The sequence below is a fragment of the Bradyrhizobium huanghuaihaiense genome (assembly GCF_025200885.1).
In the GTDB taxonomy this organism is placed as follows: domain Bacteria; phylum Pseudomonadota; class Alphaproteobacteria; order Rhizobiales; family Xanthobacteraceae; genus Bradyrhizobium; species Bradyrhizobium huanghuaihaiense.
The window spans coordinates 6,565,392-6,581,194 of the sequence record NZ_CP104172.1; the positions used below are offsets into that span (position 1 = coordinate 6,565,392).

Annotated in this window: 12 protein-coding genes and 1 pseudogene; 2 read left to right on the forward strand and 11 right to left on the reverse strand. The window is 65.3% G+C overall.

Annotated features, from left to right (window positions below; all coding sequences use genetic code 11):
* Positions 1-98: 98 nt before the first annotated feature.
* Positions 99-1,595, reverse strand: coding sequence for a hypothetical protein (locus N2603_RS31045; RefSeq protein ID WP_260385125.1), 1,497 nt, complete (start codon positions 1,593-1,595; stop codon positions 99-101).
* Positions 1,596-1,915: 320 nt separating this feature from the next.
* Here N2603_RS31045 and N2603_RS31050 point away from each other — a divergent pair, with 320 nt between their 5' ends.
* Positions 1,916-2,470 (forward strand): DoxX family protein, encoded by a 555-nt coding sequence (locus tag N2603_RS31050; RefSeq protein WP_260385126.1) that lies wholly within the window; start codon positions 1,916-1,918, stop codon positions 2,468-2,470.
* A 151-nt stretch (positions 2,471-2,621) separates the two neighbouring features.
* Here the strand turns inward: N2603_RS31050 and N2603_RS31055 are convergent, their stop codons facing one another.
* The 4 genes from N2603_RS31055 to N2603_RS31070 all read right to left on the reverse strand — a co-directional run bounded on the left by N2603_RS31055 (position 2,622) and on the right by N2603_RS31070 (position 6,102).
* Positions 2,622-2,771: a hypothetical protein gene (locus N2603_RS31055; RefSeq protein ID WP_260385127.1), complete on the reverse strand. Its 150-nt coding sequence runs from the start codon at positions 2,769-2,771 to the stop codon at positions 2,622-2,624.
* A 187-nt stretch (positions 2,772-2,958) separates the two neighbouring features.
* On the reverse strand, positions 2,959-3,171 hold the full coding sequence (locus N2603_RS31060) for a hypothetical protein (protein WP_260385128.1): 213 nt from the start codon (positions 3,169-3,171) through the stop codon (positions 2,959-2,961).
* Positions 3,172-3,481: 310 nt separating this feature from the next.
* Complete coding sequence (locus tag N2603_RS31065) at positions 3,482-4,699, reverse strand: acyl-CoA dehydrogenase family protein (RefSeq protein ID WP_260385129.1); 1,218 nt, start codon at positions 4,697-4,699, stop codon at positions 3,482-3,484.
* Between the two features lie 191 nt (positions 4,700-4,890).
* Complete coding sequence (locus N2603_RS31070) at positions 4,891-6,102, reverse strand: ABC transporter substrate-binding protein (RefSeq protein ID WP_260385130.1); 1,212 nt, start codon at positions 6,100-6,102, stop codon at positions 4,891-4,893.
* A 200-nt stretch (positions 6,103-6,302) separates the two neighbouring features.
* Here N2603_RS31070 and N2603_RS31075 point away from each other — a divergent pair, with 200 nt between their 5' ends.
* A complete protein-coding gene (locus N2603_RS31075; RefSeq protein ID WP_260385131.1) occupies positions 6,303-7,820 on the forward strand; it encodes a M81 family metallopeptidase in 1,518 nt (505 codons plus the stop codon).
* A gap of 132 nt (positions 7,821-7,952) precedes the next feature.
* Here N2603_RS31075 and N2603_RS31080 read toward each other — a convergent pair whose 3' ends face one another.
* From N2603_RS31080 to N2603_RS31105, 6 genes and pseudogenes are all read right to left on the reverse strand, one after another.
* On the reverse strand, positions 7,953-8,528 hold the full coding sequence (locus tag N2603_RS31080) for an HdeD family acid-resistance protein (protein WP_260385132.1): 576 nt from the start codon (positions 8,526-8,528) through the stop codon (positions 7,953-7,955).
* A 128-nt stretch (positions 8,529-8,656) separates the two neighbouring features.
* Positions 8,657-10,180 (reverse strand): FAD-dependent oxidoreductase, encoded by a 1,524-nt coding sequence (locus N2603_RS31085; RefSeq protein ID WP_260385133.1) that lies wholly within the window; start codon positions 10,178-10,180, stop codon positions 8,657-8,659.
* A gap of 78 nt (positions 10,181-10,258) precedes the next feature.
* Positions 10,259-11,148: pseudogene (locus N2603_RS31090) on the reverse strand (alpha/beta fold hydrolase).
* Positions 11,149-11,256: 108 nt separating this feature from the next.
* Positions 11,257-12,084: a hypothetical protein gene (locus tag N2603_RS31095; protein ID WP_026312826.1), complete on the reverse strand. Its 828-nt coding sequence runs from the start codon at positions 12,082-12,084 to the stop codon at positions 11,257-11,259.
* 324 nt (positions 12,085-12,408) lie between these two features.
* Positions 12,409-13,287 carry a transglutaminase family protein gene (locus N2603_RS31100; protein ID WP_260385134.1) on the reverse strand — a complete coding sequence of 293 codons (879 nt, stop codon included), beginning with the start codon at positions 13,285-13,287 and terminating at the stop codon, positions 12,409-12,411.
* On the reverse strand, positions 13,284-15,797 hold the full coding sequence (locus tag N2603_RS31105) for a circularly permuted type 2 ATP-grasp protein (RefSeq protein ID WP_260385135.1): 2,514 nt from the start codon (positions 15,795-15,797) through the stop codon (positions 13,284-13,286). The genes N2603_RS31100 and N2603_RS31105 overlap by 4 nt, the downstream gene beginning before the upstream one ends.
* Between the last annotated feature and the right edge of the window lie 6 nt (positions 15,798-15,803).

Here is a 15,803-nt window from a genome sequence, read left to right on the forward strand (position 1 = left end):
CAATGGCTTGGCCGCCGGCCCGACAGCTGCTGATTTTACGAATTCGATTTGACCCGTCGGGCAAAACACTGGCATGATGTCAGCATGGCCATTGGGCGTTACTGCGCACCTTCCTCGCCCTCGAGGCGTCGAGCAAGAGTGGGTTGTCGCTCCGCTCTCGATTGATCGACGAATATTCGAACGCGGCCGACATCCTCAACCTCACGATAGCGACGCAACTCGATTTCGAGCTCGGGATCTTTATTGGCCCAAGCCAGCCAATCGAACGGGACCGAGCTCTGCAGATAGGTATCCACGAGAATCACGTCCGGGCGACCGTTTCGCAGGTCTGCCAACAAGTGCCGCCGCTCGAAATGGATGATGCCGTCGAGTTTTGCCCGCTCTCCCTGGGTCGGCTGGGAGCCGTTCTGGGCCAAGATTGCGCCGGCCGTCAGCAACTGGGCACACGAACTGCCCACCCACGTCCCGTCGATCTGGCGAACGAGCGGATGCCCCAGCGCGATGTGATCGGTGATCGTGAGCAGCCTCGGATGTTTTGCAAGCGCCTGAATGTGCCGCTCCAGCGACGGAAACTCGCGGACCGACAAGGACAGGCAGAATCCGATGAGCACAACGCCAGCAAAGCCGCCGATCCTGACCGAGGCCGGCAACGTCCTGGTGCGAACATGCAGCAACGGTGCGGCAATCGCGAACACGCAAAGCGCGTAGAGCGTGTAGGTCCAGCCCTTGCCCTGAAGAACGAAACTCACGGCACCGCCAATGGCTGCTGCCAGCCACGGGGTTGCATCGCCTCCCATTCTGAGGCCTTGCGGCGCCACCTGGCGCAGAAACAAAATGGAGGCAGTTATCACGACGATCGGGAAAGGAAGCAGGCCCGCTAAATCGCGCCTCATTGGCAGATAGGCGGCAGCGACCATCGGGGCATGGGTCAACAGATAGTCGGGAAAGACGACAACGAGCAGCGCCCCATAACCGATGACAACAGCGGCGGCTGCGCACGCTTCAGGGGTGAGCAACGGCCTGAGAGAACGTTGGTGGATGGCGCCAAGGATGATCGGAAGCCCTGCCACGAGAGCAAGCTGGGGCTTGATGCTGATGGCCAGACCGGCCCCCAGTCCTGCCAGGATCGCGACCGGTCCGGGGGAAAGCCGACGCCAGCGAATGGCAGTGACGGCGACAAAGGGAGTCAGTGCAATGACGGCTATGTGTTCACGTTGCCCGAATACGGCACTCGGAAGGACTGCGAACAAGAAAGCGAGCAGGCACGTCCAAATACTTCGCTCTTCACCCAGCTTTGCCGCCGCAGCGGCGCGATCGACCACGACAAGCGAGCCAATGATCTCGATCATCACCAGGACGATCACGATGATCTCGGGCGCGATGCCGGTCAATCGCGCAAGCTGCGCCGCCGGCATGTACAGGTAGATCGATAGCGGCGGGTTCAGTTCGAAGAGGTCGCCCCCCAACTTCCGGCCATCGAGAATTTGCTCTCCTTCAGAAAGCAGGCAGCTCAAGTCCGGGTTGAGAACGGCGGGTATTTGAACAAGCAGGGCCGTCAGGAGGATCGCGGCCACGATGATCCAACGCTGATTCATGCCGTAGCTGCTTCCAGGCATAGTCCAGGGACTGCCTCCTCCGACGCAGGCAAAGCCCTCTCGTCGCGCGGAAGCGGCTTGCTCTCGTTCAACTTGCGTAGACTCGCAAGGTGCAGGATGCGCTACTCTCAATCAGTAGTCGTTACTATTGTCCTACAATAATCTGAAACAATATTGCTTCAGGGCCAAAGCGCTGGAGTTCCCGTCGCTTCGCTCCGGGGAATGCGGAGGGTCGCCTCGCCGGGGTCGTCACGACGCGGACGCGGCCTTGCGAAGTTGTCGGCGGCTCGCGCTCGCACAAGCATCAGCAAGGGGGGCGCTTGCAGCGCATCATGCATCCGCCAGGCGCCCTTCATGCGGTTCGCCGATCGTGCTACGATCATCGATATTCAGGTGCCGTCCTCAGCGATAAGGCAGCCACCATGTTATTGCGCTCTACCTGGTCCACATCTGCGATCGACAAGGTCGCCACCGGCGGTGCCGACCTGCTGATCCTGGTCGGCCGCATCCTGCTGGCCTGGGTCTTCGTCGGCAGCGCGTACGGCGCGCTTACCAACTTCAGCGGCTCCGTAGGCTATTTCCGGTCGCTCAACGTTCCCGCGCCCGTGCTGTTCACGACCTTCACCGTCGCGCTGGAAATAGTGATGTCGGCTTGTCTGATCCTCGGCATCGGCACGCGCTACTGCGCAGTCGTGATGTTCTTGTTCGTACTCTCGGCGACTGCAATCGGACATCGTTACTGGGAATATCCGGCCGGCGCGCAACAGATCGGGCAGTACAATCATTTCCTGAAGAACATCACGATCATGGGCGGCGCTCTGTTGATGTTTGTCACCGGAGGGGGCCGGTTCTCCCTCGATCGGAGACTGGGCTAGCCGCGACGTTCGTTTCGGCCGCTTCCGCGGTGTGCGGCCGACAACTTGCCCGAACCCGCCTGGAATCGCGGCGCAAATGTCTTCGCCACTCGCGGAGCTGCGAATGCGCTGGGGCAGCACGATGTGGCCTTGAAGGAAGGCCGTTACCGCATCACTTCGCTTTTGGCCTGAAGGCAACTTCGAGCAGATGGCCGAAGCGTTTCGAGAGCGGCTTCAAGCGCTCAGCCATGATCCCGAAGAGAAGCATCAGCCACGTCGCCAGCGCGGCACACCACAACAGGCTTTCCAATGTCTCGGGCATCAAAGGCCCCCTTTAAAACAACTACTTGAAATACGAGCAGTGTCGCCGAATGGACCCGGCGCGGCAAGCCTTCCCAAAAGTGGTAACTCTCCGAAACACTCGGAACGGCCATCGCGATGAAAAATTAGCCAGGCCCCGGCGACCGGCCGCGCGCCGAGGCCGTGAATGAGCGGCAGTCAGCTACCGCTTAAGCATGCGAGCGACGATAGGTCAGCCAGTAGTCGATCTGCCAGCCCTCGTAGCCGAGCAATTCGCCAAAGCGCCGTTCGCGATCGTCGGACCAGGCGCCGGATTCCTTCAGGAGCGCGAGCATGGCATCAACCCGCCACTCGTGGCCCGGCAAGGTGTAGAACAGCATCCGATATTCGAGCTGCGGCAGGTCCGGACATGGTTCAATCACCTCGCGTCTCATCAGGCGACCTACGGCAACGTGCCTGTCGAACATGCGCCAATACCGAAGACAGACGTCCGGCTCACGACCAACGATATCCATGAAATATGCGAGAGGCTTCGCACCCCTCAGCATCAGGCCGAGTTCTCTGTTGGTGTGGACCAGATAGGGCAGCTGACGAAGCCGTTCGGAGTGCATGTCGGGCATCTTGACCGCACAACGTTAATTTCCGCTACAAGCCGAAACACGCAGTTCCTTGCCCGGATCCGCGGCGTTCTTCTATGCTTACATCCATGAATCCGGGCGCGGGGCAACACCTCTACCCCACCATCACTCCGCCGCGCCTGATCAGCTCCTTGCCCAAGGCCGCCAGATGCACCTGGTCCGGCCCGTCGCCGATGCGAATGAAGCGGGCGTAGACGTAGGCGCGCGCGAGGAACGTGTCCTGCGAGACGCCGGCGGCGCCGTGGATCTGGATGGCGCGGTCGATGACGCGGGCGGCCATGCTGGGGACCACGATCTTGGCCGCCGCGATCAGATCGCGCGCGGCCTTGTTGCCTTCGCAGTCCATCTTGTCGGCGGCTTGCAGGGTGAGCAGCCGCGCCTGCGCGATCTCGCAGAAGGAGTTCGCGATGTCCTCGCGTACCGAGCCCTGGTCTGCGAGCGGCTTGCCGAACGCGACGCGGGAGACCGATCGCCGGCACATCAATTCCAGCGCGCGCTGGGCGCAGCCGATCAGGCGCATGCAATGGTGGATGCGGCCGGGACCGAGCCGGCCTTGCGCGATCTCGAAGCCGCGGCCTTCGCCGAGCAGGATGTTCTCCGCGGGCACGCGGACGTTGTCGTAGACGATCTCGGGGTGGCCGACCGGGGCGTCGTCATAGCCGTAAGTGAGCATGTCACGGACGATGCGCACGCCCGGCGTCGCCTTCGGCACCAGGATCATGGATTGCTGGCGATGGCGGTCAGGATGGTCGGGCGCTGTCTTGCCCATCACGATCAGGATCTCGCAATCCTCGTTCATCGCGCCTGACGTGAACCATTTGCGGCCGTTGATGACGTAATCGCCGCCGTCGCGTTTGATCTCGCACTGGATGTTGGTGGCATCGCTGGAGGCGACCTGCGGCTCCGTCATCGAGAAGCCGGAGCGGATGCGCCCCTCCAGCAGCGGCGTCAGCCAGCGCTCCTGCTGCGCCTTCGTGCCGTAGTTGGCGAGCACCTCCATGTTGCCGACATCGGGCGCCGAGCAATTGAAGACCTCGGGCGCCCAGAGGATGCGGCCCATGATCTCCTTCACCGGCGCGTATTCGAGATTGGAGAGACCCGGGCCGTGCTCGCCGGATAGAAACAGGTTCCAGAGCCCCTGCTCGCGCGCGAGCCGTTTCAGGTCCTGCAGCACCTGCGGCGTCCTGTAGCGCGCGGCCTCCGGCTTGAGCTGCTCGTAATAGAGCTCCTCGACCGGCTCGACATGCGCTCGCATGAACTGGCGCACGCGCTCCTGCAGCTCCAGCGAACGGGCGGAGTGTTGAAAGTCCATCTTAATCCTCCCGCGCGCCGACGCGCGCGTCAGTCCGTAGGGTGGGCAAAGCGACTTGTCCGCCGTAGCTCGAAGAGCGAAGGCGGAAGCGTGCCCACGCTTTCTCTCGATAATCATTGATAGGTGGTGGGCACGGCGCAAGTGCGCCTTTGCCCACCCTACGATTCCGAGTTCGCGGAGAGAGCGCCGCCTCACGTCCCGCGCAACAGCTCGCTCGCCACGACCCAGTCGTTGCCGTCGAACTGGAGCATGTAGCCGTCCTTGATCGGGCGGAAATCCTGCGGCGTGGTGTTGAGGGTGATGCCGGGCATCAGAAGCGACAGCGGCACGTTCTTCAGGTTGGCCGCCTGCGCCATGATGTTCTCGCGCGTCAGATTGTCCTTGCACTGCTTCAGCAGCACCACCAGGGCCTCGGCGACGGTGTAGCCGTAGAGGCCGGCGACGTTGTTGATGTCGGCGTTGGGCAGGCGCTTCTTCATGAAGTCGATATAGGCCGTCATCGCCGGGTCGTCCTTGGGCTGTTCGACGAACGGCTTGAGCGCGCCGAGCGACAGCACGCCCTTGCCGGCATCGAGGCCGGCCGGCGCCATCACGGTCGCCTTGTTGGCACAGCCCGAGGCGAGGAAGCGCGTCGGCTGCCAGCCGACCTCGTGCGCCTTGCGGATTGCCTGCGCGCAGGCGCGCGGCGTCACGGAGTAGATCATGAAGACGTCGGCCTTGGTGTTGGCGAGCGTCAGGACCTGGGAATCGACGGTGGGATCGGCAACCTCGAAACTGGAGGCCATTGCGATCGCCTTGTCGGCGTCGGCGCCGAGCGCCTCCCTGACGCCGCGCAGATATTCCTTGCCGGCGTCGTCGTTCTGATAGAGCACCGCAAAGCGCGCATGCGGGTTCTTGGCGCGGGCATAGGCGACGTCGATCGCGGCCTCGCTGGTGTAGTTCGGCGCCCAGGGCAGCGCCATCGACCAGGGCATGTTGGCGGGATCGTTCCACTTCGAGGCCGAGCTGATCAAAAAGAGCTGCGGCACCTTGTTGCTGTTGAGATATTTTGCGATCGCCGAGCTCGGCGCAGTGCCCATGGTGGCGAAGATGAAGGCGACGCCGTCGCCCTCGACGAGGCGCCGCGCGGCCTCCATGGTCTTGGGCGGCGAGAAGGCATCATCCAGCGAGATCAGATTGAGCTTGCGGCCATTGACGCCGCCCTTCTCGTTGACCTCGTCGAAATAGGCCGCGATCACCTTTCCGGTGATGCTGAGCGGCGAGGCCGGCCCGCTATAGGGCATGGTGTTGCCGATCTTGATCTCGGTGTCGCTGACGCCAGGACCGTAGGATTTTTGTGCGGAAGCAGGCGTGGACAGGCAGGCGGCAGCCAAAGCTGCGGCCAGGGCCAAAGCGGCTCTCATGGTGTCTCCCCGATGATGATCGCCGCGCGGCGAAGCGGCCGCGCTGCGCGCTGCTTTTGTCAGCGCGCCAGATCAGCGGAGTTCCGCAAGATGGTCTTGCGTCGAGTTGCTGGTGGGGCAGCCCGATTCGATGCTAGCGAAGTGCCTTGTGAGGACGCGAGATCAGGCCCCGCGGCTTCCATGAACAACGAGGAGCCCCCATGAGCCAGACGCGACGTGTGCTCTCCGCGCAGATCGCCCACGAGACCAACACGTTCTCGATCGTTCCGACCACGCTCGATGATTATCGCAAGCGGCTGTTTCTCCTGGGAGCCGAGATCGCCCCCGCGCTCGGCGCTACCAAGATGGAGATTGCCGGGCATCTGGCTGCGGCCAAACGCTACGGCTGGACCCTGGTGCAGCCGATTGCAGCCTCGGCCACGCCGTCCGGCAAGGTGACGGCCGACTGCTGGGCCGAACTGCAACGCCTGGTCTACGAGGCCTGCGAGACGGGACCGCTCGACGGCGTCATCCTCGCATTGCACGGCGCGATGGTGACCGAGACCGACGAGGATGCCGAGGGTGCGCTGCTGGAAGGATTGCGCAAGCGGCTCGGCGAGACGATTCCGATCGCGGTGACGCTCGACCTGCATGCCAACGTCACCGAACGCATGGGTCGGCTGGCCAACATCATGCTGCCCTACCGGACCTATCCGCATATCGACCAATACGAGACCGCACTCCGCGCAGCCGATCTGCTGCAATCGGCGATGGACGGCAAGATCCGTCCGAAGGTCGTCCACCTGCAAGGACCGCTGCTCGACGGATGCAATCACGGACGAACCCAGGGCGGCGTGATGAGCGATCTGTTGGCGCGCGCAGCAGGCATGGAGGCACAAACGCCCGGCTTGTTGTCGGTCGACGTCTGCGCGGGTTTCAGCCGCTCGGACATTGCCGAGGTCGGCCCCAGCGTGCAGGTGACCTACGATGCCTCGCATAACGCCGCCGAGACGGCGGCGCGGCAGGCTGCGGCCGCGCTCTATGACGAGATGTACCGTCGCCGCGCCGAGGTCACTGTCGCCGTGTATGATTTGCCGACCGCGACCAGGCTTGCCGTGGAGGCCGCAGCCGATGTCGCCGATACCCGTCCCCTTGTCATTTCCGACTACAGCGACAACCCCGGTTCAGGCGCCTATGGCGACGGCGTCCGGCTGTTGGAGGCGCTGCTGAAGGCGAACGTCAAAGGCGTGCTCCTCGGCGTCCTCGGCGATCCCGAAGCCGCCGCCCGCTGTCATGCCGCAGGTCTCGGAGCCAGCCTCGACGTCGTTGTCGGCGCCAAGCGCGATCCCGCGAGCTACGGGCCGCCACTCGCGCTGGCCGGACGCGTCGCCGCGCTGTCGGGCGGTGCCTTCGTCTGCGAGGGACCGATGAATGCCGGGCAGCCCATGACGCTCGGCCCCTCCGCCCTGCTCGAGGTGAACGGCATCTCGATCGCCCTGTCGACCAACACGCTGCAAACCTATGATCAGGAAATGTTCCGAATTCTCGGCGCGGAGCCGGCGCGGTTTCGGGTCGTCGCGGTCAAGTCCGCCCACCACTTCCGCGCCGCTTTCGGACCGATGGCCAAGGAGGTGATCCTGGCCGACAGCGGCGGCCTTGCCACGAATGACTACACGACCCTCACCTATCGCAAGGTTCGCCGCCCGATTTGGCCGCTCGACGAGATGCCACTGGATTGATCTGCCAAAGCATGATCCGGCAAGGTGCGAAGCGGTTGACCGGAAAGGTCATGCGCAAACGTCACCCCGAAGCGCGATGACGATCCATCCGAATCTGATCGCGCTTCAGCACCGCGCACTTCGCCGGAGGTTTCAGCCGCGCCGCTTCAGGCTGAAGCCGAGGCCGATCCAGCCGGCACCGGCCATGATCAGATCGATGCCGAGGAACAGGCCGAGGATATAGACGCTGTTCACCGGCCAGCGCGCCACGATCAGCAGGCCAAGCAGCAGCGTGATGACGGCCGACAGCGCCACCCAGATCCACGGACTCTCGCGCTTCATGCTGAAGGCGAGAAACAGCCTGACGGCGCCCGAGGCGATCAGCGAGACGCCGAGAAACAGCGTCAGCAGGACGGCCGCGAACAGCGGATTCTCGAAGGTCAGGAAGCCCGCGATCACGTAGAGCACGCCGAGCAAGGCCCAGATCAGGAACTTGCCCCAGCTCTTCATCTGGAACGCGCCGATGATCTCGGTGACGCCGGCGACGATCATCATGGCGCCGACCACGATCACGCTTGCCACCGTCGCCATCACCATGCTGCCGAGCGCGACAAAGCCGGCGATGAGATAGACGACGCCGAGCGCGACGATCCAGCCCCATTTGGCATGCAGCGCCGCGATGCCGGAGCCGAGACTTGGGTGATGAGACGTGTCCGAAGCACTGGTCATGACGGCCACTCCTGCTTGCGTAGCCCGGGGGCACGCGCCAGAATAGCACGTACCGTGCCGGGACGACAGCCAGCAGAGCACCGGTACCGGCAGCAACATTGACGCAAATCAAGGTCGAATGCGGTGCATCAGCCGCGCGAGCGCTCCATCTCGAGCTCGGCCCTGAGATTGTCGAGATCGCGATAAATTGAAGCGACGGCAAGCACGTGGCCGCCCTTGCGGTACTTCAGCAGGCAGTCCCTGCCGGAAATGCTGCCGTCGATGGCGACGTCGTCGAAGCTCTCGGCGTGGCCGACATAGTTGATCGGGACGTCGTAGTGCTGGGACCAGAAGAACGGCACGGCGTCGAAGCGTTCGCGCCTGCCGAGCATGTTGCGCGCCGCGGTCTGGCCCTGGCGCTCCGCGACCACCCAATGCTCGACGCGGATGGTGTGCCGCGAATGCGGATCGGGCCAGCGCGCGATGTCGCCGGCGGCAAAGATGCCGGCGACGCTGGTTTCGAGAAATTCAGTCACGCTGACGCCGCGATCGGCGGCAAGCCCCGCCTGCTCGGCCAGCGCAAGGCGCGGCCTGACGCCGATGCCGACCACGACCAGGTCTGCCTCGATCACGGCGCCGCTCTTCAGCGTGGCGTGGGCGCCGTCGAGCCTCTCCACCGTGTCCTTGAGGTGGAAGTTGACGCCATTCTCTTCATGCAGCGTGCGAATGAAGTCGCCCATCTCGGACCCGAGCACCTTCTGCATCGGTCGCTCCTCGGGCGCGACGACATGCACCTCCAGCTTGCGCGCTCGCAAGGACGCCGCAACTTCCAGGCCGATGAAGCTGGCGCCGATCACCAAAGCACGCTTCGCGCTGCCGGCGGCCTTGATGATGGCGCGGCTGTCGGCGACGGAGCGCAAGGTATGGACGTGCGGCTGCTCCGCGCCCGGGATCTGCAGCTTGATGGGCTCGGCGCCGGTCGCGAGCAGCAAGCGGTCGAATGGCAGCTTGTCGCCATTGCCGAGGGTCACGCTGCGTGCTCTTGGATCGATCGCCGCAACGTTGGTGCTGAGCCTGAGATCGATGCCGGCGCTCTGATAGTAGTCCTCGCCCCGCAGCGGCAGCCAGTCCTCCGGCGCGTTGCCGGCAAGGTAATCCTTGGAGAGATTGGGCCGGTCAACCGGCATCGCGCCGTCGTTGCTCAGCATGGTGATGGCGCCGGCAAAGCCTTCGCGCCGGAGCGTCTCGGCCGCGGCGAAGCCTGCGGCGCCGCCGCCGACGATGACGAACTTTTCGGATGTCGGCGCAGTACGATGCGCTGCCGACGGCTTCGGCGCCTCACGCTTGCGCTGAACCAGAATCCTGTCCTGGTCCCGTGTCACCTCCCACACCGCCAGCGCATTCAATGCCGGCGGACGGCTAGCCTCGCCTGTGCGCAAGGAGAAGCAGGCGTGATGCCAGGGGCAGCGGATGGTGTCGTCCACGACCAGGCCTTCGGCGAGCGGACCGTGATAGTGGCTGCAGGCGGGCTCGATCGCAAAGATCTCGCCGCCGGCCTGCACCAGCAGGACTTCCTCCTCGCCGACATGGCCGAGCAGCTTGCCGTCCTTGAAGTCGGCGAGCGATACGCCCGTGGTCAGATCCGGCCCGCTTGGCTTCTTGTCCTCGCTCATGGTCACCTCCTGACAGCCTTACGCGCAACTCAGGAATTGGACGGCGGGATGAGCGAAAAGTTCCCGCGATCGCGAAAATCAGGACCCGGCTGCGCGCACATCCAGCACGGCCTGCGCCCATTCGGCCGGCCGCTCCTGCGGCAGGTTATGGCCGGCGCCGGCGAACACGCGGCGCTCGAAGAAGCCCTCGAACTTGCGCGCATGGTGCGCGGTGCCGGGATTGACGCCGTCGCTGTCGCCGTCGATCGCGATGGTCGGGACGCGGATCGGAGGTTGCGCGGCGAGCTTTTCTTCGATCGCGGCATAGGCGGGATCGCCTTCGACCAGCGCATAGCGGTGGCGATAGGAGTGGATCACGACGTCGACGAAGTCGGGGTTGTCGAAGGACACAGCGCTGTTCTCGAACGTCGGATCGTCGAAGGCCCATGTCGGCGACCACATCGACCAGAGCTGGCGGGCGAAGCCGCGCCGGTTGCTTCCAGCGCGCGGCGGCCGCGCTCGTTGTGGAAGAGATATTGATACCAGAGCGCGGCCTCCTCCGGCGGTGAGGCCGGCTCCATGGATCGGGCGATGTTCTGTATGTTGTAGGAATTGCCGGAGACGAGCCCGACGACGCGCTCGGGATACAACGCAGAGACCACGCAGGCCGCGCGTCCGCCCCAGTCGTAGCCCCCGACGATTGCGCGTTCGATGTGAAGCGCATGCATGAAGGCAAGGAGATCGGCGCCGAGAGCCGCCTGCTCGCCGGAGCGCAGCGTTGCAGCGGAACGAAATCGCGTCGGCCCATAGCCGCGCAGCCAGGGCACCAGCACGCGTGCGCCGGCCCGCGCGATGATCGGCGCGGCCGCGGCATAGGCGTTCACATCATAGGGAAAGCCGTGGCCCATGATGCAGGGCCAGCCATCGGCGGCGCCGTAGTCGAGATAGGCGATGTCGAGGACATCCGTGGTGATGGTTTTTTGTTGCATGCTTTGCTCACGGGGTCGGACATTTGTAGCCCGGACGAGCGAAGCGACATCCGGGACTTCGCGCCGCCGGCCCCGGATATCGCTTCGCTCATCCGGGCTACAAGAGCCCTACTTCTGCGGCCCTGACAGCGAGATGTCGCGTTCGGCGCGGAACACGTTGCTGTAGAGATTGGCGATCCACTGCCGGCCGATCTCGGTCTTGTTGAGATAGCCGATCTCGGTCTGGATGTGCGGGGCGACGCTGTTCCAGTAGAATTGTGGATAGCGGTTCACGATGTCGGCGGGCGAGTCGTAGCCGAGCTGCCGGTTCATGCCCACTTCCTCGAACTCGTAGTAAAGCGCGTTGGCCTTGCGCAGATAGTTGGGATCGCCGAGCTGGCCGATGAAATCGGCGGCGCGCAGGATCGAGGCGTCCTCGTCGTAGTCCTGGCCCTCGCGGGCCGGAAAACGCGTTCCCTCGATGGCGCGGGCAATGCGCTCACTGTCGAGGCCTTCGACGGGCTGAAGCCGCTGCTCTACATAAAGCTTCGACCGATCAACGTGATACATCATGAGACTGGCATCCGATGCACCGCGCGGCAACGAGACCTTGGTCCCGGCCGCATCGATCACGAAGCCGTCCTCGTCATCCTCCTCGAACAGGCCACGGACATAGCCGATGTCGTGGGCGAGGCAGGCGACCAAGATGTGGGTGTAATCCTCCGCCGAGAGGTGCGCATGCAGATGGCGGCCCTGGAGGATCGCCTGGCCCGCCAGCGTCACCAGCATGGTATGCTCGATATTGTGGTAGAGCGCGTCACTGTTGCCAATGCACTCAAGTGCCGTACGCGTCGCCCCCTCTACAATCCTTGCAGAGTCCTCGTCGTACCGCCGACGCATGAACGTGCCCAGCAACTTCTCCAGGGATTCAGCCGCCAGTCTTGGCAACGTCATCATGGATGCAGCCCCGCTTGTCGGTGGTGTCCCACGCCAGCTCCCGACGTCCCATTGTTGTCCTCGACGCGAGGGCCAGCATAGCCCAACTTGGGCCGAGGGACCAAATCCCGGGCGCAAAATCCGTAAATTAAGTTACTCTTGTGCCCTGCGAGATCGTGGTTGCGGTCACGGCTCGACACAGCCGGACCCGACCGGTCTTGGGCTCCGCCCAGGCGCGGAAATCAAATTCGCTTTATCGGACGTCAGCGCAAGGCTGGCGCAATGCACCGCAGCCTGGCGCATGCGCCTGCATCGTCTTCGCGGCCGGGACGGCGGAGCGCGCCGTCACTCCACCAGCAGCACGTCGACGGCGACGCCGAGCTTCTGCTTGGGCGAGCCGACGATGATGCCGTCGACCGGCGAGACGTCGGAGAAGTCGCGTGCGACCGCAAGCACGATATGGTCGTTCGCGACCAGGAGATCGTTGGTCGGATCGAAATCGACCCAGCCCAGCTCCGTCCCGCACCACAGCGACACCCAGGCGTGGGTGGCGTCGGCGCCCTGCAGGCGCGGCTGGCCCGGCGGCGGAATGGTCCGCAAGTAACCGCTGACATAGGCCGCCGGCAGACCGAGCCCGCGCAGCCCAGCGATCATCACATGGGCAAAATCCTGGCAGACCCCGTGACGCTTGTCGAAGACCTCGTTCAGCGGCGTCGAGATCACGGTGGCCTTGGGGTCGTAGCGAAACTGGTTGCGAATGCGATGCATGAGATCGACCGCGCCTTTGAGGACGCCCTCGCCGGGTGGAAAGCTCTCCGCCGCATAGGCGCTGACCGGGCGCAGCACCGGCACCAGGGGGCTCGCAAAGACATAGCCGACCGGCGAGGACGGCCCGAGGCTGGTCGCTTCGAACGCGATGTCGCGAATGCTCTCCCAGGGCGGACTGTCCGCATCGCGCGCCGGCGGCTGGCGCAAGACGGAGACGCGCGAGCGCGAGTCGATGCGCAGATTGCGATGCGCGGCCTCGATGACGACGCTCTCGGTCAGCGTGCCGAAGAAGTCGCGACGGACGTTGCGCTCGGACGGGCGCGGACGGATCTCGACCCGGTGCGAGATCAGCTCCTGGCCGTTGCCGCTTCTGGGCTCCAGCCGCAGCGTGCAGCGGGCGAAGCTGACCGGACTTTCGTATTCGTAGGTCGTGACGTGACGGATGTCGTAGATCACGCCAGCCCCGTCAGCTTTTCCGGCCTGCTGGCGTTCGGACCGTGCGGGAAATAGTGCAGCCCGATCGCCTCGGCGAGGCTGAGCAGATCCTGCTCCAGCGCGAACAGCGTCTTGACCTCGAGCTTCTCGGCCTCGGCCGTCGCCAGCATCGCCTGCACCGCCACGGCAAGCCGCTGCGGCTGCTCGATCAGGCCGTGCTCCTTCAGGCTCGGCAGCGCCGCGATGTGCTCGTTCAGAGTCGCGACCTGGAACGCCACCGAGCGCGGATTGTAGCTGTCGAGCACCGCGAGGTCGCGCACCGGCGCCAGGATCGGCGCCAGCAAATAGCGCGAGCGGTAGGTGATCTGGGAATCCACCAGCGTCAGCAGGATGTCGAGATCCTCGTCGCCGGCCTCGTCATAGGCAAACTGACGTGCAAAGCGCGTGGTGTTGATGGCACGCTCGGTGCGGCGGCCGATGTCGAGGAAACGCCAGCCGGCGGCGCGGTTCATGTTCTCCTGCGCAAGGCCCGCAAAGCTCGCCAGCTCCTGCAGGGTCAACTCGGCGGCGCTGAGCACGCTGTCGTCGTCCTCGACCTCGTAAGCGAGCCGCTCGGCCATCTCGGTGATGACCTGCCAGGCGTCCGGCGACAGCCGCTCGCGCAACGACGTCGCGGTGCGCTGCGCCGCGCGCACCAGCGACAGCGCCGAGCCGAAGCGCGCCTCGCTCTGCAACGCTTCGGCGACGATGCGCCCGGATGCCGCGCGCGAGGTCTGCGAGATCGCGCCCCAGGCCACCAGCATGCGCTGGATGCGTTCGGACGATTGCAGCGAGGCCGCGGTGCCCTTGTTGGGCCCGCTGGGCGATCCCAGCGCGCGCACCAGGCGCAGCGTCGCCTCGGCGCGTTCGAGATAGCGGCCGAGCCAGAACAGATTGTCGGCGGCGCGGCTCGGCAGCACGCCGGCGATGCGGCGGATGCGGACCTTGTCGGTCGCGGGCAAGAGCGTCGCGGTCGAGACCTGCTTGTCGGAGACCACCCAGACGTCGGCGGCGCGCGCGCCGTCGCCCATCGACACCGCGCGCGCGTCGGCCTGCTCGGCGATCCGGCAGAAGCCGCCGGGCATGATAGCCCAGCCGTCGGCCGTGGCGGCTGCGAACACGCGCAGCACGAAGGGACGCGGCGTGATCTGGCCCTGCTCCCACACCGGCATGGTCGAGAGCCGCACCACCTCCTGGCCGACATAGTCCATGCCGCGCGCGGCGATGGCGTCGATCAGGCGCTGGCGCCCGGCGGCATCGAGCTCGCTCGCCAGCACCGGCCCGCTCGAATAGAAGCCGGGAACGCCGCGGCGATAGGCGCCCTCGATCGCGACCTCGTCGAGCCGCGACAACACCTCGTCGCGCGCGCTGCGCTGGCCGCACCACCAGGTCGCGATGTGCGGCATCTTCAGCTCTTCGCCGAGCAGGCGGCGGCCCAGCGCCGGCAGGAAGCCGAGCATCGCCCGCGCCTCCAAGACGCCCGAGCCCGGCATATTGGCGACGACGACGCCGTCCTTGCGCAGCACGTCGATCAGGCCGGGTACGCCGAGCCGCGAGGAGGCGTCGAGCTCGAGCGGATCGAGCGAGTTGGAATCGACGCGGCGCAAGAGCACGTCGAGCCGCTTCAGGCCGGCGACGGTGCGGATGTGGATGCGATTGTCGCTGACGGCGAGATCGTCGCCCTCGACCAGGAGGAAGCCGAGATAGCGCGCCAGCGTCGCATGTTCGAAATAGGTCTCGCTGAAGCTGCCGGGCGTCAGCACGCCGATCCGCGGCTCGTCGCGATCGGCGCGCGCGCGCAGACTGTCGCGGAACGCCTCGAAGAACGGGGCGACGCGCGGCACGTTCATCGACTTGTAGAGATCGGAGAAGGCGCGCGAGAGCACCAGGCGGTTCTCGAGCGCGTAGCCCGCGCCTGACGGCGCCTGGGTGCGGTCGCCGAGCACCCACCAGCGGCCGTCGGGACCGCGGCCGACATCGGCAGCATAGATCGAAAGGTAGCGCCCGCCGGGCGGCGGCACGCCGCAGACGGGGCGGAGATATTCGGGGCTGCCGGCGATCGCGGCCGCGGGCAGCGCGCCTTCCGCAACGAGGCGGCCCTCGCCATAGATGTCGCGCAGCACGAGCTCGAGCAGCTCGGCGCGCTGGGTGATGCCGGCGCAGAGCTGCTGCCAGTCGGCCTCGTCGATCAGCAGCGGCAGATGGCTCAGCGACCAGGGCCGGTCGGCGCTGTCGCCGGGGGCGCGGTAGGTGACGCCGGCTTCACGGAGGTGACGGTCGGCCATGCCGAAGCGCCGCTCGATCTCGTCGGGCGCGAGCGCGGCGAAGGCGTCGAAGAAGCGGCTCCAGACCGCGCGCGGCGCACCGTCAGGCCCAAGGAACTCGTCGGGAATACCCGGCAGACGGCTATAGTCGCGAACCCATTGCGCGATCCGCTGCCGGGCCTGTGCCCTGCCCGCCTGGTCGTTGTCTTCCGCTGCGCCCTCGCCCATGGGCCT

Excerpts from the sequence above, each read along its gene's own strand:
- N2603_RS31055 (WP_260385127.1), bottom strand. The coding sequence starts at position 2,771 with ATGCCCGAGACATTGGAAAGCCTGTTGTGGTGTGCCGCGCTGGCGACG.
- N2603_RS31085 (WP_260385133.1), bottom strand. The coding sequence starts at position 10,180 with ATGAGCGAGGACAAGAAGCCAAGCGGGCCGGATCTGACCACGGGCGTA.
- N2603_RS31045 (WP_260385125.1), bottom strand. The coding sequence starts at position 1,595 with ATGAATCAGCGTTGGATCATCGTGGCCGCGATCCTCCTGACGGCCCTG.
- N2603_RS31105 (WP_260385135.1), bottom strand. The coding sequence starts at position 15,797 with ATGGGCGAGGGCGCAGCGGAAGACAACGACCAGGCGGGCAGGGCACAG.
- N2603_RS31095 (WP_026312826.1), bottom strand. The coding sequence starts at position 12,084 with ATGATGACGTTGCCAAGACTGGCGGCTGAATCCCTGGAGAAGTTGCTG.
- N2603_RS31075 (WP_260385131.1), top strand. The coding sequence starts at position 6,303 with ATGAGCCAGACGCGACGTGTGCTCTCCGCGCAGATCGCCCACGAGACC.
- N2603_RS31080 (WP_260385132.1), bottom strand. The coding sequence starts at position 8,528 with ATGACCAGTGCTTCGGACACGTCTCATCACCCAAGTCTCGGCTCCGGC.
- N2603_RS31070 (WP_260385130.1), bottom strand. The coding sequence starts at position 6,102 with ATGAGAGCCGCTTTGGCCCTGGCCGCAGCTTTGGCTGCCGCCTGCCTG.
- N2603_RS31065 (WP_260385129.1), bottom strand. The coding sequence starts at position 4,699 with ATGGACTTTCAACACTCCGCCCGTTCGCTGGAGCTGCAGGAGCGCGTG.